The organism is Pseudomonas knackmussii B13 (genome assembly GCF_000689415.1).
Taxonomy (GTDB): domain Bacteria; phylum Pseudomonadota; class Gammaproteobacteria; order Pseudomonadales; family Pseudomonadaceae; genus Pseudomonas; species Pseudomonas knackmussii.
In genome coordinates, this window is the sequence record NZ_HG322950.1 from 4,761,822 (window position 1) to 4,780,428 (window position 18,607).

The 18,607-nt window shown below is 62.9% G+C and carries 20 protein-coding genes and 1 other RNA gene; 5 read left to right on the forward strand and 16 right to left on the reverse strand.

From position 1 onward, the window contains the following. Positions 1-9: 9 nt before the first annotated feature. The 9 genes from mraY to rsmI form a co-directional block, all read right to left on the reverse strand. Entirely contained in the window at positions 10-1,092 is a 1,083-nt protein-coding gene (gene mraY, locus PKB_RS22250) for a phospho-N-acetylmuramoyl-pentapeptide-transferase (RefSeq protein WP_043254591.1), read from the reverse strand. Beyond that, positions 1,092-2,456, reverse strand: coding sequence for a UDP-N-acetylmuramoyl-tripeptide--D-alanyl-D-alanine ligase (locus tag PKB_RS22255; protein WP_043254592.1), 1,365 nt, complete (start codon positions 2,454-2,456; stop codon positions 1,092-1,094). The genes mraY and PKB_RS22255 overlap by 1 nt, the downstream gene beginning before the upstream one ends. Next, positions 2,449-3,912 (reverse strand): UDP-N-acetylmuramoyl-L-alanyl-D-glutamate--2,6-diaminopimelate ligase, encoded by a 1,464-nt coding sequence (locus PKB_RS22260; protein WP_043254594.1) that lies wholly within the window; start codon positions 3,910-3,912, stop codon positions 2,449-2,451. The genes PKB_RS22255 and PKB_RS22260 overlap by 8 nt, the downstream gene beginning before the upstream one ends. Further along, a complete protein-coding gene (locus PKB_RS22265) occupies positions 3,912-5,657 on the reverse strand; it encodes a peptidoglycan D,D-transpeptidase FtsI family protein (protein ID WP_043254595.1) in 1,746 nt (581 codons plus the stop codon). The genes PKB_RS22260 and PKB_RS22265 overlap by 1 nt, the downstream gene beginning before the upstream one ends. Further along, a complete protein-coding gene (gene ftsL / locus PKB_RS22270) occupies positions 5,654-5,947 on the reverse strand; it encodes a cell division protein FtsL (RefSeq protein ID WP_043254597.1) in 294 nt (97 codons plus the stop codon). The genes PKB_RS22265 and ftsL overlap by 4 nt, the downstream gene beginning before the upstream one ends. After that, positions 5,944-6,885: a 16S rRNA (cytosine(1402)-N(4))-methyltransferase RsmH gene (gene rsmH / locus PKB_RS22275; protein WP_043257656.1), complete on the reverse strand. Its 942-nt coding sequence runs from the start codon at positions 6,883-6,885 to the stop codon at positions 5,944-5,946. The genes ftsL and rsmH overlap by 4 nt, the downstream gene beginning before the upstream one ends. Positions 6,886-6,893: 8 nt before the next feature. Further along, entirely contained in the window at positions 6,894-7,349 is a 456-nt protein-coding gene (gene mraZ / locus PKB_RS22280; RefSeq protein WP_043254598.1) for a division/cell wall cluster transcriptional repressor MraZ, read from the reverse strand. 307 nt (positions 7,350-7,656) lie between these two features. Continuing rightward, positions 7,657-8,008, reverse strand: an RNA gene (gene rnpB / locus PKB_RS28885) — RNase P RNA component class A. A 67-nt stretch (positions 8,009-8,075) separates the two neighbouring features. Then, positions 8,076-8,918 (reverse strand): 16S rRNA (cytidine(1402)-2'-O)-methyltransferase, encoded by an 843-nt coding sequence (gene rsmI, locus PKB_RS22285; RefSeq protein WP_156958063.1) that lies wholly within the window; start codon positions 8,916-8,918, stop codon positions 8,076-8,078. 127 nt (positions 8,919-9,045) lie between these two features. Here rsmI and PKB_RS22290 point away from each other — a divergent pair, with 127 nt between their 5' ends. From PKB_RS22290 to PKB_RS22305, 4 genes are read left to right on the forward strand one after another with little or no spacing between them, the layout of a single operon-like run. Further along, entirely contained in the window at positions 9,046-10,860 is a 1,815-nt protein-coding gene (locus PKB_RS22290; RefSeq protein WP_043257659.1) for a penicillin-binding protein activator, read from the forward strand. After that, positions 10,860-11,237 (forward strand): YraN family protein, encoded by a 378-nt coding sequence (locus PKB_RS22295; RefSeq protein WP_043257661.1) that lies wholly within the window; start codon positions 10,860-10,862, stop codon positions 11,235-11,237. Before PKB_RS22290 ends, PKB_RS22295 begins: the two co-directional genes overlap by 1 nt. A 28-nt stretch (positions 11,238-11,265) precedes the next feature. Further along, positions 11,266-11,859: a phosphoheptose isomerase gene (locus PKB_RS22300; RefSeq protein ID WP_043254599.1), complete on the forward strand. Its 594-nt coding sequence runs from the start codon at positions 11,266-11,268 to the stop codon at positions 11,857-11,859. Then, complete coding sequence (locus tag PKB_RS22305) at positions 11,856-12,434, forward strand: BON domain-containing protein (protein ID WP_043254601.1); 579 nt, start codon at positions 11,856-11,858, stop codon at positions 12,432-12,434. The genes PKB_RS22300 and PKB_RS22305 overlap by 4 nt, the downstream gene beginning before the upstream one ends. Positions 12,435-12,479: 45 nt before the next feature. On the opposite strand, the gene PKB_RS22310 is transcribed toward PKB_RS22305, so the two are convergent. The 7 genes from PKB_RS22310 to rplM form a co-directional block, all read right to left on the reverse strand. Then, complete coding sequence (locus tag PKB_RS22310; protein ID WP_043254602.1) at positions 12,480-12,887, reverse strand: ClpXP protease specificity-enhancing factor; 408 nt, start codon at positions 12,885-12,887, stop codon at positions 12,480-12,482. Between the two features lie 11 nt (positions 12,888-12,898). Continuing rightward, entirely contained in the window at positions 12,899-13,516 is a 618-nt protein-coding gene (locus PKB_RS22315) for a glutathione S-transferase N-terminal domain-containing protein (RefSeq protein ID WP_043254604.1), read from the reverse strand. 92 nt (positions 13,517-13,608) lie between these two features. Further along, positions 13,609-14,388: a cytochrome c1 gene (locus PKB_RS22320; RefSeq protein ID WP_043254605.1), complete on the reverse strand. Its 780-nt coding sequence runs from the start codon at positions 14,386-14,388 to the stop codon at positions 13,609-13,611. Continuing rightward, a complete protein-coding gene (locus PKB_RS22325) occupies positions 14,388-15,599 on the reverse strand; it encodes a cytochrome b (RefSeq protein WP_043254607.1) in 1,212 nt (403 codons plus the stop codon). The genes PKB_RS22320 and PKB_RS22325 overlap by 1 nt, the downstream gene beginning before the upstream one ends. Next, entirely contained in the window at positions 15,599-16,189 is a 591-nt protein-coding gene (gene petA / locus PKB_RS22330) for a ubiquinol-cytochrome c reductase iron-sulfur subunit (protein ID WP_043254609.1), read from the reverse strand. The genes PKB_RS22325 and petA overlap by 1 nt, the downstream gene beginning before the upstream one ends. A 263-nt stretch (positions 16,190-16,452) precedes the next feature. Next, positions 16,453-16,845, reverse strand: coding sequence for a 30S ribosomal protein S9 (rpsI, locus tag PKB_RS22335; protein ID WP_043254611.1), 393 nt, complete (start codon positions 16,843-16,845; stop codon positions 16,453-16,455). A 14-nt stretch (positions 16,846-16,859) separates the two neighbouring features. Then, positions 16,860-17,288: a 50S ribosomal protein L13 gene (gene rplM / locus PKB_RS22340; RefSeq protein WP_043254612.1), complete on the reverse strand. Its 429-nt coding sequence runs from the start codon at positions 17,286-17,288 to the stop codon at positions 16,860-16,862. Between the two features lie 245 nt (positions 17,289-17,533). Here rplM and PKB_RS22345 point away from each other — a divergent pair, with 245 nt between their 5' ends. Further along, on the forward strand, positions 17,534-18,571 hold the full coding sequence (locus PKB_RS22345) for an NADP(H)-dependent aldo-keto reductase (RefSeq protein WP_043254614.1): 1,038 nt from the start codon (positions 17,534-17,536) through the stop codon (positions 18,569-18,571). The last annotated feature ends 36 nt before the right edge of the window (positions 18,572-18,607 follow it).

The following is an 18,607-nucleotide window of genomic DNA, read 5'->3' on the forward strand; positions in this document are numbered from 1 at the left end:
GATCAGTCCTCAACGCAGTTTCAACGTAGCCAGGCCGATCAGCACGAGAATCACCGTGATGATCCAGAAGCGCACGATGACGCGCGGCTCCGGCCAGCCTTTGAGTTCGAAGTGGTGATGGATGGGCGCCATGCGGAACACCCGTTTCCCGGTCAACTTGAAGGAGGCGACCTGGATGACCACCGACAGGGTTTCCATGACGAACACGCCGCCCATGATGAACAGCACGATCTCCTGGCGAACGATCACCGCCAGGGTGCCCAGGGCCGCGCCAAGGGCCAGGGCGCCTACATCTCCCATGAAAACCTGAGCCGGGTAGGTGTTGAACCACAGGAAGCCCAGCCCGGCGCCGACGATGGCGGCGCAGAAGATGATCAGCTCGCCCGCGCCCGGCACGCTTGGAATCAGCAGGTACTCGGCGAATTTCACGTTGCCCGACAGGTAGCAGAAGATGCCCAGGGCACCGCCGACCATCACGGTCGGCATGATTGCCAGGCCGTCGAGGCCGTCGGTCAGGTTGACCGCGTTGCTCGAGCCGACGATCACGAAATAGGTCAGCACCACGAAGCCGATGCCCAGGGGAATCTCGACGTTCTTCAGCAGCGGCACGATCAGGGTGGTTTCCACCGGGGTTTCGGCGGTCACGTAGAGGAAGATCGCCGCGCCAAGACCGAACACCGACTGCCAGAAATACTTCCAGCGGCTCGGCAGGCCGCGCGAGTTCTTCTCGATCACCTTGCGGTAGTCATCGACCCAGCCAATGGCGCCGAACAGCAGGGTCACCACCAGCACGACCCAGACATAGCGGTTCGACCAGTCGGACCACAGCAGGGTGCTGATGGCGATGGCGGTGAGAATCAGCGCGCCACCCATGGTCGGGGTACCCTTCTTCGACAGGTGCGACTGCGGACCGTCGTTGCGCACGGCTTGGCCGATCTGACGGATCTGCAGGGTGCGAATCATCCAGGGGCCCAGCCACAGCGACAGGGCGAGCGCGGTCAGCACGCTGAGAATGCCGCGCAGGGTCAGGTACTGGAAGACGCCGAAGCCCTTGTAGAACTGTTGCAGGTACTCGGCGAGCAGCAGCAGCATTAATGATTCTCCTCGGAGGAAGCGCACAGGGCCGCGACGACCTTGTCCATAGCCGCGCTGCGCGATCCCTTGATCAAAATGGTGGTGGTAGCGGGTTCGTCGGCCAGGGCGCGAATCAGGCTGGCCTGGTCCGCGAAGTGGCGGGCGCCGTCACCGAACGCCTGGACGGCGTTCAACATCAGCGGGCCTACCGCGTAGAGCGCGCTGACTTTGCCCACGGCGTAGGCGCCCACCTCGCGGTGCGCAGCCTCGGCCCAAGCGCCCAGTTCGCCCATGTCCCCGAGGACCAGAACGGTCCGGCCGGAAAAGCCGGCGAGTATATCAATGGCCGCACAGATTGACGCCGGGTTAGCGTTGTAACTGTCGTCAATTACTCTCATACCGCTCGTCGCGAGCTGAGCTACCGCGCGCCCTTTGACCGGCTGCAGTGCCTGCAGGCCGTTGACGATCCCGACCAGTGGCACGCCAAGGGCATAAGCGGCGGCGACGGCGGCCAAAGCATTGGCCACGTTGTGCTCGCCGAGCAGGTTCAGCTGGATGCGCGCCTCGCCGGCCTGGCCTTGCAGGGTGAAGCCCACGCAACCACGGGCATCTCGCTGCAGATCGCTGGCGCGGAAGTCGGCAGTGCTGTTCTTCAGCGCGAAACTCAGCACGCGGCGCCCCGCAGCACGGACCTTCCAGGTTTCGAAGGCGCGGTCGTCGAGGTTCAGCACGGCGGTGCCGTCAGCCGGCAGACCTTCGAGGATTTCACCCTTGGCCAGGACGATCTTGTCCTGACCGCCGAACTCGCCGACGTGGGCGGTCCCGGCGTTGGTAATGATGGCGACTTGCGGGCGGGTCAGGCCGACGGTGTAGGCGATCTCGCCAATGCGCGAAGCGCCGAGTTCGATCACCGCACTACGATGCTGCGGGCCGATCTGCAGAAGCGTCAGCGGCGCCCCCAGGTCGTTGTTCAGGTTGCCGCGGGTGGCCAGGACTTCGCCCTGGGTGCGGAGGATACTGGCGAGCATCTCCTTGACCGTGGTCTTGCCGCTGGAGCCGGTCATGGCTACGACCTGGCCGGCAAAGGCATCACGGTTCAGCGCACCTAGTTGGCCAAGCGCTACGCGAGTATCGGCGACCAGCAATTGCGGCAGCGGCGAATCGGCCACTTCACGCTGAACCAGGGCAGCCACGGCGCCCTTGGCGGCGACATCCGCCAGGTAGTCATGACCATCGAAGCGCGGGCCACTGAGGGCCACGAACAGTTGGCCGGCCTCGATGGCACGGCTATCGGTGCTAACCGCGTCGAAGGCGACATCGGCACCAATCACGCGAGCTTGCAGGGACGCAGCAACTTCGCTGAGCAGCAACGACTTAAGCATTCTTCACCTCCCAGGCAGCCAGCGCCTTGGCGGCTTCTTCCAGATCGGAGAACGGATGGCGGATGCCATTGATTTCCTGGTAATCCTCATGGCCTTTACCAGCCAGCAGCACCACGTCATCGCCGCCAGCAGAGCCGATGAGCTGGGCAATGGCTTCACCGCGGCCGGGCACGAAACGCACCACGCCGGGATTGGCGAAACCGACGCGGATGTCCTCGATGATGCGAGCGCTATCTTCGGTGCGGGGGTTGTCGTCGGTCACCAGCACGGCGTCGGCATGACGCTCGGCGATCTGCGCCATCAGGGGACGCTTGCCGCGATCACGATCGCCACCGCAACCGAACAGGCACAGCAGTTGGCCATGAACGTGCGGACGCAAAGCCAGCAGCACCTTCTCCAGAGCATCCGGAGTGTGCGCGTAATCCACCACCACCAGCGGCTTCTCGCCGCCGCCTAGGCGCTGCACGCGACCAACAGGGCCTTGCAGCTGCGGAATGATCGGCAGGATTTCGCCAAGCGGATAGTCCAGGGCCATCAGGGCACCGACCACTGCCAGCAGGTTGCTCAGGTTGAAGCGGCCGAGCAGCGGGCTACGCAGTACGCCCTCGCCTTTCGGGGTGACCAACTGCGCTTCGACGCCGGCGTCGCTGAAACGCGCTTCGCGGCAATAGAGGAATGCAGAAGAGTCTTCCAGGCTGTAGCTCAGCAGCCGTGATTCGTGCTGTTCGGCGGCCAGTTGGCGGCCGAATTCGTCATCCAGGTTGATGACTCGGCTATGCAGGCCGGGCCAGGCAAAGAGCTTGGCCTTGGCGGCACCATAGGCCTCCATGGTGCCGTGGTAGTCCAGGTGATCGCGGGACAGGTTGGTGAACACCGCAACATCGAACTCGAGCGCAGCCACGCGCCCCTGCTCGAGACCATGGGAGGATACCTCCATGGCTACTGCGCGAGCGCCCTCCTGCTTCAAGCGGGCCAGAGTCGCCTGCAGTGCCAGGGCGTCAGGCGTGGTGTGCTTGCCGCTTTCCAGCGCGCCGTGGAAACCGCTACCCAGGGTGCCGACGATGCCGCAACGCTGGCCGAGCAGATCCAGCGCTTGCGCCACGAGCTGGCTGACGCTGGTCTTGCCGTTGGTGCCGGTGACTCCGACCAGGTCGATGCCGCGACTTGGCTCGCCGTAGAAACGTCCGGCGATAGCCGACAGCTGGCCGGCCAGCCCCTTGATCGCAACCATCGGCGTGGCGCCGGAGGGCAGCCCGCTGGCGCCTTCAGATTCATAGGCAATGGCAGCGGCACCGCGTGCCAGAGCGTCGGCAATGTGCGCGCGGCCGTCATGCTGAGCGCCAGGGATCGCCAGGAACAGATCGCCCGGCTTGACCGCACGGCTGTCCAGGGTCAGTTCACGAATCAGTACGCTGTCTTCCGCTTGCGGGAGCAGCTGGTTCAGGCTCATCGGCATCAGCCACGCCCTCCTTTATCGGGCGCAGCATTGGCGGTTTGCTGCGGAGTTGCTTGCAGGTTGTCTGGCGGAATGTTCATCAGGCGCAGGGTGCCGGACATGACCTTGCTGAATACCGGGGCCGAAACCAGGCCGCCGAAGTAACCGGCCTTGCTCGGCTCATCGATGACGACCGCCACCACGAAGCGCGGGTTGCTCATGGGGCCGAAGCCGGTGAACAGCGAGCGATAGGCGTTCTCGGTGTATCCCTTGGTGCCGACCTGCGCCTTACGTGCGGTACCGGACTTGCCGGCGACGTGATAACCCGGAACCTGGGCGCGATATACGCCGTTCGGGGCCTCCACCACTTGCTGAAGCATGCCCTGGATGGTCTTGGCGACCTGCTCCGGAATGGCCTGGCTACCCTTGGGCGGGTTGTCGGCGCGAATCATGGTCAGCGGCACGGTCTGGCCGTTGTTGGCCAGCGCGGCGTAGGCGTGGGCGAGTTGCACCGCGGTCACCGACAAGCCGTAGCCGTAAGAAAGGGTCGCGGTTTCAGCCTTGCGCCAGTCGCGGTAGTTGGGCAGGTTGCCGACGCGCTCGCCGGGGAAGCCGAGGCCGGTGTCCTGGCCGAGTCCTACCTTCTGCATCACGCTGTAGATGGCCTGGCCGCCAATATCGAAGGCGACCTTGCTCATGCCGACGTTGGAAGAGCGGATCAGGATGCCGGTCAGGTCCAGCACCGGACCTTCGGTCTTGGATACGTCGCGAATGGTGTAACGGCCGATCTGCAGGGTACCGGGATAGACCTCTACGGTATCGGTAGGCTTCCAGCGTCCGGTCTCCAGCGCCGCGCTCATGGACAGCGGCTTCATGGTCGAACCGGGCTCGAAAACGTCGATCATGGCGCGGTTACGCATCATTTCCGGCAGCATGTCGCGACGGTTGTTCGGGTTGTAGGTCGGCTGGTTGACCATGGCGAGAATCTCGCCGGTGCGCACGTCGAGGATCACCAGACTGCCGGCCTTGGCACCGTTCTCTATGATTGCGTTGCGCAGCTCGCGGTTGGCCAGGTACTGCAGGCGCAGGTCGATGGACAACGTAAGGGTCTTGCCGGCCTTGGCGTTGCGGGTGACCTGCAGGTCGCGGATCAGATGGCCGCGGCGGTCCTTCAGGACCTGGCGCTTTCCAGCCACGCCAGCCAGCCAACCGTCATAAGACAGCTCGACACCTTCGCGACCGTGATCGTCGACATCGGTGAAGCCGACCACGTGCGCGGTCACATCGCCTGCTGGATAGAAACGGCGAAACTCCTCGATGGAGTAGACGCCTGGAATCTTGTTGGCCTTGACCACGGCCATCACGGCCTCGCCCTGTTCCGGAGTCAAGCCGCGGACCAGGTAGATGAACTCCTTGTCCGCCATCTGCTCGAGGCGAGCGCTGAGGGCTTCGCTGGTTTGGCCTAGCGCATGGGCCAGGGTCGGCCACTTCTCGCGCTCAAGCACCAATTCCTTGGGGTTCGCCCAGAGAGTGGCGACCGGCGTACTGACGGCCAGCGGCTCGCCATTGCGATCGGTGATCTGCCCGCGGTGGGCCGGAATCGGGATGTAACGCACACTGCGCGCGTCGCCCTGCTCCTGGAGGAAATCGTGGTCGATCACGTGCAGGTCGACGATCCGCCAGACGATGGCGGCCACCATCAACAGCAACAGGCCGATGGCGACGCGGAAGCGCCAGGGATAGAGAGCGCCCTGAAGGTTCTTCATGGCGCCACCATGATGATTTCTGCCGGATCCGGAACGCGCATCTTCAGCTGTTCGGTGGCCAACATTTCGATGCGGCTGTAAGCGGTCCAGGTGCTCTGCTCGAGAACCAGCCGGCCATACTCAGCCTGCGCCTTGTCGCGCACGTTCAGCTCGCCATAGAGAGTGTTGAGCAGCTGGCGATTCCAATAGGCGCTATAGGCCACCGAGATTGCCGAAAGCAGCACGCCAATGAACATCAGCAGCATGATGAAGCTGCCGGTGGGCAGGCGCTTGGCGAACAGGCGGCTCATCGCAGCTTCTCCGCCACACGCATGACGGCGCTGCGCGAGCGCGGATTGGCCTTGAGCTCGGCCTCCGAAGCGTACTGAGGCTTGCCGAGCAGCTTCAGGCGCGGCTCGAATACCTTGGCGCGAATCGGCAAGTCGCGCGGCAGGTTGTCTGCTTCGCCCTTGGCGTGCTTGCGCATGAACTGCTTGACGATGCGGTCTTCCAGGGAGTGGAAGCTGATCACTACGAGCCGGCCGCCTACGGACAGCGCTTCGAGCGCGGAATCCAGACCTTGCTCGAGATCGCCCAGTTCGTTGTTGACGTGGATGCGCAGCCCCTGGAAGGCGCGGGTTGCCGGGTTCTTGCCTTTCTCCCAGGCGGGGTTGGCCTCGGCGATGACCGCAGCGAGGTCGGCGGTGCGCTCGAAGGGTTTCTCTGCACGGCGCTGCACGATGGCGCGCGCCATGCGCTTTGCGAAGCGCTCTTCGCCGTAATCCTTGAAGACGCGGGCGATTTCCTCTTCGCTGGCGCTGGCGATCCACTCGGCTGCGCTAACACCCCGACCGGGGTTCATGCGCATGTCCAGCGGGCCGTCATTGAGGAAGCTGAAACCGCGCTCGGGATCGTCGAGCTGAGGCGAGGAGACGCCGAGGTCCAGCAGAACGCCATCGACCTTGCCCAGCAGGCCGCGCTCGGACAGCTCTTCGCCCATCTCGGCGAACGACCTTTGTACAACGACGAAGCGGCCGTCTTCGGCCGCCAGTGCTTGCCCCGTTGCTATCGCCTGGGGATCCTTGTCGAACCCGAGCAGCCGCCCGCCCGGGTCCAGCTTGCCGAGCAAGGCTCGGCTGTGCCCTCCCCTGCCGAAGGTGCCATCCACATAGCAACCGCCCGCCCGAGGATTCAGGGCCTCTACGGCCTCCTCGAGCAGAACGGTGATGTGTTGGTAAGTGGCGTTCACAGGCAGGCTCACAATATAAGGTCGCGTAATTCATCCGGCAGACCGCCGGGTCCTTTGATGGCGGCGAGGTCAGCCTCGGCCACCGCATTCCATGCATCTTCGTCCCACAGCTGGAACTTGTTCAGTTGTCCGACGAGCATCGCGCGCTTATCCAACTTGGCGTACTCACGCAGCCTCGGCGGCACCAGGAAACGCCCAGCACCATCCAGCTCCAGATCAACCGCATTGCCGATCAGCAGCCGCTGCAGGCGCCGCGTTTCTTCACGCAGCGAAGGCAACTCGCGCAACTTGGATTCAATGATTTCCCATTCGGGCAGGGGGTAGACGGTGAGGCAAGGGTCGACAGCGTCGATGGTGACGATGAGCTGGCCACCGCAACGCGTAACGAGCTCGTCACGATACCGACTCGGCATCGCGAGGCGCCCTTTGGCGTCGAGACTGATGGCGTTAGCTCCGCGAAACACGTCTGCGTTTCCCCCGTGGTTGGCTTTCCGTGCCAGTTGATCCCACTTTTACCCACTTCGTACCACTTCCGCACACTATAGAAATGCACGCTCCCCACCGTCAAGGCAGGCTCGCGGGGAAAAATCCTTACGGGACGGAGATTTAGCGCAACTTTCGGGGGGATCGAAGGAGTTTTGACGGACCTTAGAACAGCAAAAAGCCCAGTATTTTCAAAATACTGGGCTTTCGTACTTAAAGGACTTTCTTAAGATTGAAACTTCTTCCGTCGCGCGACAAATGGTCATGAGTGGGAAGAAGTGGGAATAGGGAGAGAGTCGATCTGTAAGCCGGGTTCTGTCGAGGACAGCCATTCCTCTGGGATACCCATCACTGAGTACCTCAAGCGACCTACCCGAATCCAGCGCGGGCCACGCCTTGGATTCCTATTTGGTCTTGCTCCGAGTGGGGTTTACCTAGCCACGAACTGTTGCCAGCCGTGCGGTGCGCTCTTACCGCACCTTTTCACCCTTACCGGCGCTGATGCGCTTAGGCGGTTATTTTCTGTGGCACTTTCCGTAGGCTCGCGCCTCCCAGGCGTTACCTGGCACTCTGCCCTATGGAGCCCGGACTTTCCTCCCCCACATGGAAACCATGCAGCAGCGACTGTCCAATCGACTCTCCGCCGACAAGGTTAACGGCAGCAACCGACACCTGCAAGCGTGAACGTTTGGGCCGACACCAAGGTCTTATTCCGCCTTGCGCTCCAGCGCGGCCTGATAAAGCAGGTTCTTACGCAAGCCCGTGATCTCCGCAGCCAGCGCCGCCGCTCGCTTCACCGGCAGCTCAGCAAGCAGCAGATCGAGCACGCGCAGCGACTCGGAATCAACACCTTCCGCTTCTGGCGCCTCCCAACCCGCGAGCAACAGCACGCATTCGCCGCGCTGCTGGTTGGAGTCCGCCGCGACCCAATCCCGCAGCTCGCCGAGCGGAATCCCCTTGATGGTCTCGAAGGTCTTGGTCAGCTCCCGTGCGAGAACCGCCTGGCGCTCTTCGCCAAACACCTCGGCCATGTCCTGAAGACACTCGAGCAGCCGATGCGGGGCCTCGTAGAAGATCAGCGTCCTCGGCTCCTCGCGCAGCGCCTCGAGCCGCGATCGCCGCCCAACTGTCTTGGCAGGCAGAAAGCCCTCGAAGATGAATCGATCGGACGGCAACCCCGCAGCCGACAGCCCCGCGATCAAAGCGCAAGGCCCCGGCACCGGCACTACGGCAATTCCTGCAGCGCGCGCCTGGCGCACCAGGTGGTAGCCCGGATCAGAAATCAGCGGAGTACCGGCATCGGAGACCAAAGCAACGTCGTCGCCCGCCAGCAGGCGCGCCAGGAATCGCCCACCCTGCTCGCGCTCATTGTGTTCATGGCAGGCCGCCAGCGGAGTCTCTATGCCGAAGTGCTGCAATAGACGCAGCGAGTGACGGGTGTCCTCGGCAGCGATCAGCGCCACCTCGCGCAAGGTGCGCTGCGCCCTGACGCTGATGTCGTCGAGGTTGCCGATGGGAGTCGCTACTACATACAAGGTACCGAGGGACACGAACCACTCCTTAATCCCGGGGTCGGAAAGCACGCATTGTATCCCGATTCCAGCGCCTGCCATCGCCTCTACCTGCCGCCTTGGGTACAATTGCCGACTCTTTGAATGCGTCACGAGAAGCCTGATGATGATCGCTCGACTGCGTCCGCTTTCCGCCCTGTGCCTAGCCACCCTGCTCGCCGCCTGCGCCAGCTCGCCCTCCTCCAACCTCGGCGAACTTCCGCGCACTCCGAACGCCAGCATCGAGCAACTGCTGCAACAGGCCGCCAGCGCCAAGCCTGACGAAGCCGCCCTGCTGAAACTCTCGGCCGCCGACCTGGCCTTCCAGCAGAAGGACATCGCCCGCGCCAGCCAGATCCTCGAGCAGGTTCCGATGGACAGCCTGAAGCCTGCGCAGCAGATCTTCGCCAGCACCCTCGACGCGCAGATCTCCCTGGCCCGCAACAAACCGAAGGCCGCGCTCAAGGCGTTCGACCATCCGAGCTTCAGCCACCTGGGCGAACTGCCGGTCGAGCAGCAGGCCCGCAGCGGCCAGGTCAAGGCCCTCGCCCTCGCAGCCGATGGCCAGACGCTGGCCGCCGCCCGCGAGCGGGTCTTCGTCGACCCGCTGCTCAATGCCGACGCCAGCAAGGCCAACCACGAAGCCATCTGGGCACTGGTCTCCAGCCTGCCGCCCGAACAACTGCAAGCCAACGCCAACGAAGGCGACCTGAACGGCTGGCTGGAGCTGGCGCGCGTGGTCAAGAGCGCATCCACACTCAAGGAGCAGCAGGCCAACATCGACGCCTGGCGCCAGCAGAACCCGCAGCACCCCGCCGCCAAGCAGATGCCGGAAGCGCTGGAGAAGCTCAAGTCGCTGGCCGCGCAACCGCTGAACAAGATTGCCCTGCTTCTGCCCCAGCAAGGCCAACTGGCCGGAGTCGCCCGCGCCCTGCAAGACGGCTTCATGGCGGCCTACTACCAAGCCCAGCAAGGCGGCGGACAGCAGCCGGCGATCCAGATGTACGACAGCTCCCAGATCCGCTCGCTGGATGACTTCTATCGCCAAGCCCAAGCCGATGGCGTACAGCTGGTCGTAGGTCCGCTGGAGAAGCCGCTGGTCAAGCAACTGGGTGAGCGTCCGCAACTGCCGATCACCACCCTGGCCCTGAACTACACCGACAGCGCTCAGGCCGGCCCGGCGCAACTCTTCCAGTTCGGCCTGTCGGCCGAGGATGAAGCCCGCGAAGTCTCGCGTCGCGCCTGGAGCGATGGCATGCGTCGTGCCGTGGCGCTGGTTCCGCGCGGCGACTGGGGCGATCGAGTACTGGCAGCCTTCAGCCGCGATTGGCAGGCCGCCGGCGGCACCCTGATCGCCGCCGAGCATGTCGACCAGCCAGTCGAGCTCGCCCAACAGATCGCCGATCTGCTGCAACTGCGCCAGAGCGAAGGTCGCGCCAAGAAACTGCAGGGCGTGCTGGATAGCAGCGTCGACACCCAGCCGTCGCGTCGCCAGGACATCGACTTCATCTTCCTCGCAGCGACTCCGCAGCAGGCCCGCCAGATCAAGCCGACCCTGGCCTTCCAGTACGCCGGCGACCTGCCGGTCTACGCCACTTCCAACCTGTACACCGGCTCGAGCAATCCGGCGCAGGACCAGGACCTCAACGGCATTCGCTTCTGCGAAACGCCGTGGTTGCTGCAGACCAGCAATCCGCTGCGCCAGCAGGTCGTCTCCCAGTGGCCGCAGGCCGCCACCAGCCTCGGCCGCCTGTACGCCATGGGGGCTGACGCCTACCGCCTGGCCCCGCGCCTGCCGGAGCTCAAAGCCCTACCCGGCATCGAAATCGATGGCCTGACGGGCAACCTCATCCTCGAACCCAACCAACGCGTGATGCGCCACCTGTCCTGGGCCGAGTTCCGCAACGGCCAGGTACAGCCGCTGGAGAACAGCACGCCTTGATATTCCGCCGGGGCAATGCCCAGGAGCTCGGCCGCCAGGCCGAGTCCCTGGCTTGCGAGCACTTGCAGGGTCAGGGAATGCGTCTGTTGGCGCGCAACTGGCGCTGCCGCCGCGGCGAGCTCGATCTGGTCATGCTGGACGGCGATACAGTAGTATTCGTCGAAGTTCGCTGCCGCCGGCATGAGGCCTGGGGCGGCGCCCTGGAAAGCGTCGACGCACGCAAGCGACAACGCCTTACCGCCGCCGCCGAACATTTTCTGCAACAGGAAGCCCGCTGGTCCCGGCACCCATGCCGGTTCGACGTCATCGCGGTGCAGCACTCCGCGGGCGACTCGCCCGCTCAACTGAACTGGATCTCCAACGCCTTTGACACCTGATCAGACGCCCGACGAAAGGTCACACCTGATGGACATGCAATCCCGTATCCGCCAGCTCTTCCATGCCAGCATCGAGACCAAGCAGCAGGCCACCGAGGTGCTGATTCCGCATATCGAGCAGGCCAGCATGGTGATGGTCAACGCCCTGCTCAACGAAGGGAAGATCCTCAGCTGCGGCAACGGCGGCTCCGCCGGCGACGCCCAGCACTTCTCCTCCGAACTGCTCAACCGCTTCGAGCGCGAACGCCCTAGCCTGCCGGCTGTAGCACTGACCACCGACAGCTCGACTATCACCTCGATCGCCAACGACTACAGCTACAACGAAGTCTTCTCCAAGCAGATCCGCGCCCTCGGCCAGCCAGGCGATGTACTGCTGGCGATCTCCACTAGCGGCAACTCGGCGAACGTCATCCAGGCCATCCAGGCCGCCCATGACCGCGAGATGCTGGTTGTGGCACTGACCGGCCGCGACGGCGGTGGCATGGCTTCGCTGCTGCTGCCCGAGGACGTCGAGATTCGCGTTCCGGCAAAAGTCACCGCGCGCATCCAGGAAGTGCACCTGCTGGTAATCCACTGCCTGTGCGACCTGATCGACCGTCAACTCTTCGGGAGCGAAGAATGAGCCGTACCCCGCAGATCGTTGCAGCTCTCCTGCTCAGCCTGACGCTGGGCGGCTGCAGCAGCTTCCTGAGCGCCACCCGCGAATCGCCGATCGACGACAACCGCGGCACCCGTACCATCGGTAGCACCATCGACGACTCGCTGATCGAAACCAAGGTCGCGGTCAACGTCTCCAAGGCCGATCCGGACCTGGACCGCAACTCGCACGTGGTCGTAGTCAGCTACAACGGCGTGGTCCTGCTCGCCGGCCAGACCCCGCGCGCGGATCTGAAAACCAAGGCCGAACAGGCCGCTCGCAGCGTGCAGAAGGTCAAGACCGTGCACAATGAGCTGCAGGTGCTGCAGCCCTCCTCGCTGCTGGCCCGCAACAACGACACCTGGCTGACCACCAAGATCAAGACCCAGATGCTCGGCGACGCCAACGTACCCTCCTCGCGCATCAAGGTGGTGACCGAGAACGGTATCGTCTACATGCTGGGCCTGGTTACCAAGCGCGAAGGTGACCTGGCGACTCAGGTCGTGCAAAACGTCGACGGCGTGCAGCGGATCGTCCGCCTGTTCGAGTACATCGACTGACAATCGCATGCATGAAAAAGGCGATCCTCGGATCGCCTTTTTTATTTACTTGACCACTTTCAGGCTGGGGCGCCCACTCGGCCGCGGCGGCTCGTCGCTCGGCCCTTCGTCATCCTGCAGGTCTTCGTCGTCGGTCGGTACCGGCGGCTCGAGATCGAAGACCATGCCCTGGCCGTTCTCCCGCGCATAGATCGCCATCACCGCCTGCGAAGGAATGTACAGGCTCTGCGCCACCCCACCGAAACGCCCCTCGAAACTGACCGCCTCGTTATCCATCTGCAGATGGCGCACCGCGGTCGGCGAGACATTGAGCACGATCTGCCCGTCGCTGGCGTAACCCGGCGGCACACGCACCCCGGGATACTCGGCGTTCACCAGGATATGCGGCGTACAACCGTTGTCGACGATCCACTCATAGAGGGCTCGTACGAGGTAGGGGCGACTGGAGTTCATCATGGTATTCCTTAGCGCATATCACGTTCTACGGAGGACAGACTGGCCTGGAAGGCCTCCCGGGCGAACGACCGCTCCATGTAGTCAAGCAGCGGCTTGGCTGGGCGCGGCAGCTCGATCCCGAGCACTGGGAGCCGCCAGAGTACCGGTAGCAGGCAGCAATCGACCAGACTCATCTCCTCGCTGAGGAAGAAAGGTTTCTCGGCAAACAGCGGGGATACACCGGTAAGACTCTCACGCAACTCCTTGCGCGCCAAGGCGCGATCAGCGTCCTTCTGACGACCGTCGAGAACACGATCGACCAGCGAGCACCAGTCGCGCTGGATGCGATGCATCAGCAGTCGGGTATTGGCCCGGGCGACCGGATAGACCGGCATCAGCGGCGGATGCGGGTAGCGCTCGTCAAGGTACTCCATGATCACCGTCGACTCGTACAGCGCCAGGTCACGATCGACCAGGGTCGGCACGCTACCGTACGGGTTCACCTCGGCCAACTTGGGCGGGCAGCGCCCGGCCTCGATGTCCTGGATATCGACTACCACGTTCTTTTCCGCCAGCACCAGACGGACTCGATGGCAATAGTGATCGGCAGGGTCGGAGTAACAGGTGAGCTTATTGACTGCGGCCATGCCGGGCTTCCTCACACACGCTTTTCAAGGCGGTAAAAAAAACGCGCGCGCCCCATGGGGGCGCGCGCTTGTGACGCTTTCTGCGGCCGTGCTTAGTGCACGTCCTTCCAGTACTCACGTTTGAGCAGGAAGGCAAACACGAAGAAGAAGGCCAGGAACAACAGAACGTAGGTGCCGATGCGGTGCGATTCCAGCTTGTTCGGGTCAGCCGAATAAGCCAGGAAGGTCACCAGGTTCTTCACCTTCTCGTCGAACTGCTCCTCGTTGACCATGCCAGTCTTCGGCAGAACGGTGAGCTGATCGCATGCTTCGTGGGTCAAGGGTGTGCCGGTAAGCGGATCGAATTGCTTCTTGCCATGCTCTTCGACCTGAACCTGCTTGCAACCGATCACCTGGCGACCCTGCACGCTACCCAGCACGTTGGGCATACCGACGTTCGGGAAGACCTTGTTGTTCACGCCCCACGGACGCTTGGGATCTTCGTAGAACGAGCGGAGGTAGGTGTAAAGCCAGTCGGTGCCGCGTACACGAGCCACCAGGGTCAGATCCGGCGGGGCAGCGCCGAACCACACCTTGGCATCCGCCGGACGCATGCCGATTTCCATGTGGTCACCGATCTTCGCACCGGTGAACACCAGCTTGCTCAGCATCAACTCCTCGGGAATCCCCAGGTCCTTGCCGACACGCTCGTAGCGCTGGAACTTGGCGCTGTGGCAGCCCATGCAATAGTTGGCGAAGGTACGGGCGCCATCCTGCATCGCGGCCTTGTCGGTCAGGTCGATGTCGACGTGATCGAGTTCGGGACCAGCTTCGTTGGCGAAAGCGAATACCGGCAGCAGCGCCAGGATCAATGCGGCGAATTGTTTTTTCATCAGCCAGTCACCCTTTCCGGAACCGGTTTGGTCTTTTCCATCCGTGTATAGAACGGCATCAGGACGAAGAAGGCGAAGTACAGGATGGTGCAGATACGCGACAGGGTGGTGCCCAGCGGGGACGGAGCCTGCGCACCGTAGTAGCCGAGGATCACGAAGGACACCGCGAAGATCACCAGCCAGATCTTGCTCAGCCAGCCCTTGTAGCGGATGGAGCGAACCGGGCTACGATCCAGCCACGGCAGCACGAACAGGATGGCGATGGCGGCGCCCATGGCGACCACGCCCATCAGCTTGTCCGGAACGGCGCGCAGGATGGCGTAGAACGGGGTGAAGTACCACACGGGAGCAATGTGCGGCGGGGTCTTGAACTGGTTCGCCATCTCGAAGTTGGGCTTCTCGAGGAAGAATCCGCCCATTTCCGGGAAGAAGAAGATCACGGTGCAGAAGACGAACAGGAAGACCACTACGCCGACGATGTCCTTGACGGTGTAGTACGGGTGGAACGGGATGCCGTCGAGCGGGATGCCGTTCTCGTCCTTCTTCTTCTTGATGTCCACGCCGTCCGGGTTGTTCGAGCCGACTTCGTGCAGCGCCAGGATGTGCAGCACGACCAGGCCGAGCAGGACGATCGGCAGGGCGATCACGTGCAGGGCGAAGAAGCGGTTCAGGGTGATGCCGGAGATCAGGAAGTCACCACGGATCCACTGCGCCAGGTCGTTGCCGATCACCGGGATGGCACCGAACAGCGAAATGATCACCTGGGCCCCCCAGTAGGACATCTGTCCCCAAGGCAGCAGGTAGCCCATGAAGGCCTCGGCCATCAGCGCCAGGTAGATCAGCATGCCGAACAGCCAGACCAGCTCGCGCGGCTTCTGGTAGGAGCCGTAGAGCAGGCCACGGAACATATGCAGGTAGACGACGATGAAGAACGCCGATGCACCGGTGGAGTGCATGTAGCGAATGATCCAGCCGTAGTCCACATCGCGCATGATGTATTCGACGGAGGCGAAAGCCTCTTCCGCCGACGGGGTGAAGCTCATCGTCAGCCAGATACCGGTGAGGATCTGGTTGACCAGCACCAGCAGCGCCAGCGAACCGAAGAAGTACCAGAAGTTGAAGTTCTTCGGGGCGTAATACTTGCTCAGATGGTCTTCCCACATCTTGGTCGCGGGGAAGCGGGCATCGACCCAAGCCATGAACTTGTTCATCAGGCTTTCTCCTGGTCCACACCGATGGTCAGCACATCTCCATCGAGCGCATAAGGCGGAATCGGCAGGTTCAGGGGCGCAGGCTGCCCCTTGTAGACGCGGCCGGCGAGGTCGTAGTGGGAACCGTGGCAGGGGCAGAAGTAGCCACCCTTCCAATCCGGACCGAGGTCAGCCGGCGCCACTTCCGGGCGGAAGGTCGGCGAGCAGCCCAGGTGGGTGCAGATGCCGACGATGACGGCGAGTTCCGGCTTGATGGAGCGAAGCTGGGGATCGACGTAGTGCGGCTGTTCCGAGGACTTTGACTCGGGGTCGGCCAGCTGGCCGTTCAGGGTTGGCAGGGCATCCAGCATTTCCTTGGTCCGGTGAACCAGGAACACCGGCTTGCCGCGCCACTCAGCGATGACCTGCTGCCCTGGCTCGATCTTGCCGACGTTCACCTTCACCGGCGCCCCCGCTGCCTTTGCCTTGGCACTGGGGAACCATGACCCCACGAACGGGACCGCAGCACCAACAGCTCCCGCGGCGCCAACCACCGAAGTGGCCGCGACGAGGAAGCGACGCCGGCCTGCATTCACGCCGTCATTACTCATTCAGTCGTCTCCCATCAGCTTTAGCCCGTTATCTTCTCGGGCCTTTGAGTAAAAGGTGTGCCGCAGAAAAAATTCGCCAAATGGTAAAGAAAAGCCCTGTAGCTGACAAGGTAATTACCGGCAACCAAGAAGCTGCAGCCCTTGCACCACGGGCGCTCCAGCCGTGCGACACCTTGCCGCATAAATTTCCAGCCACCTTTATCCTAGGCATAAAAAAACGCCCAGTCCTCTTGGATCTGGGCGTTTTTTTCGAAGCGTCGAAATTAACGCTTGGAGTACTGCGGACGCTTACGCGCTTTACGCAGACCGACTTTCTTACGCTCGACTTCACGGGCGTCGCGAGTCACGTAGCCAGCCTTACGCAGCGGGCTGCGCAGGGTCTCGTCGTACTCGATCAGAGCGCGGGTGATGCCGTGGCGGATAGCGCCGGCTTGACCGCTAACACCACCGCCAACGACGGTGACGTAGATGTCGAACTTCTCGGTGTTTTCGGTCAGCTCCAGCGGCTGACGTACGACCATGCGAGCAGTTTCGCGACCGAAGAACTGGTCCAGGCTGCGGTTGTTGATGGAGATGTTGCCGGTACCCGGACGCAGGAAGACGCGAGCGGTAGCGGTCTTACGACGGCCGGTGCCGTAGTTTTGATTAGCCGACATGATGAGCTATCCCGTTAAATCTTCAGTTCTTGAGGCTGCTGAGCGGTGTGCGGGTGGTTGGCACCCTTGTACACCTTCAGCTTGCGGTACATGTCGCGGCCCAGCGGGTTCTTCGGCAGCATGCCTTTTACGGCAGTCTCGATGACGCGCTCAGGGGCCTTGGCGATCAGTTTCTCGAAGCTGATCGACTTGATACCGCCCGGGAAGCCCGAGTGATGGTAGTACATCTTGTCGGTGGTCTTGGCACCAGTGACACGAACCTGCTCGGCGTTGATCACGACGATGTAGTCGCCGGTATCAACGTGCGGGGTGTATTCCGGCTTGTGCTTGCCGCGCAGGCGACGAGCAATTTCGGTAGCCAGACGACCCAGGGTCAGGCCGGCAGCGTCGACGACGAACCAGTCGCGCTTAACAGTTTCTGGTTTCGCGGTGAAAGTTTTCATTCGTTATAGCCTCAGGGGCCGCCTGAAAATAAGACGGCGAATCTTACTGGACAGTGGTTGCCTTGACAAGTCAAGGACAGCCGGAAACAGACACGATTTGGGGCTCGGGTCAGTGTGCGTCCGTAACGACTAGATGTATCGATCGGCAGGCTTGGCATCCCCCACCGATGAAAGGCTGCGGAATTATGCAGATTTCGGCAGAATTTACAACTACGTCATGCACTTGTTTTCACAAGGAGAAGTCCATGCAGTACCGCCCGCTTGGCCGCACCGATCTGAAAGTCAGCGCCCTGTGCCTGGGGACCATGACCTGGGGTGAGCAGAACACCGAAGCAGAAGCCTTCGCGCAGATCGAGCGGGCGAAGGCCGCCGGGATCAACTTCATCGACACCGCCGAGATGTATCCGGTGCCGCCGCGCGCCGAAACCTACTCGCGTACCGAGCAGATCATCGGCAACTGGTTCCGCCAGCGCGGCGACCGCGCAGACTGGATCCTCGCCAGCAAGGTGGCCGGCCCGGGCAACGGTATCGCGCATATTCGCGACGGCCAGCTCAAGCACGACCGAAAGAACATCGTTGCCGCCCTGGACGCCAGCCTGAAACGCCTGCAGACCGACTGGATCGACCTGTACCAACTGCACTGGCCGGAGCGCAGCACCAACTTCTTCGGACAGCTTGGCTATCAGCACAAGGAGCAGGACTTCACCCCGCTGGAAGAAACCCTCGAGGTGCTCCACGAGCAGGTGCGCGCCGGCAAGATCCGCCACATCGGCCTGTCCAACGAGACACCCTGGGGCACCATGCGCTTCCTGCAGCTCGCCGAGCAGCGCGGCTGGCCGCGCGCGGCATCGATCCAGAACCCTTACAACCTGCTCAACCGCACCTTCGAGGTGGGCCTGGCGGAAATCGCCATCCGCGAACAATGCGGCCTGCTGGCCTATTCGCCTCTGGCCTTCGGAATGCTGTCCGGCAAGTACGAGAACGGCGCGCGCCCGGCCAACGCGCGCATAACCCTGTTCAGCCGCTTCACCCGCTACACCAATCCGCAGAGCGAACGCGCCTGCGCGCACTACGTGGCCCTCGCCCGCCAGCACGGCCTGGACCCCGCGCAGATGGCCCTGGCCTTCGTCACCCGCCAGCCGTTCGTGACCAGCAACATCATCGGCGCGACTTCGCTGGAGCAGCTGGAAAGCAACCTGGGCAGCTTCGAGCTCAAGCTGTCCGACGAGGTACTGGCCGGCATCGAGGCGATCCACAAGGACCAGCCCAACCCGGCGCCCTGATCCGCCCGCAACGAAAAAACCCGGCCAGTGCCGGGC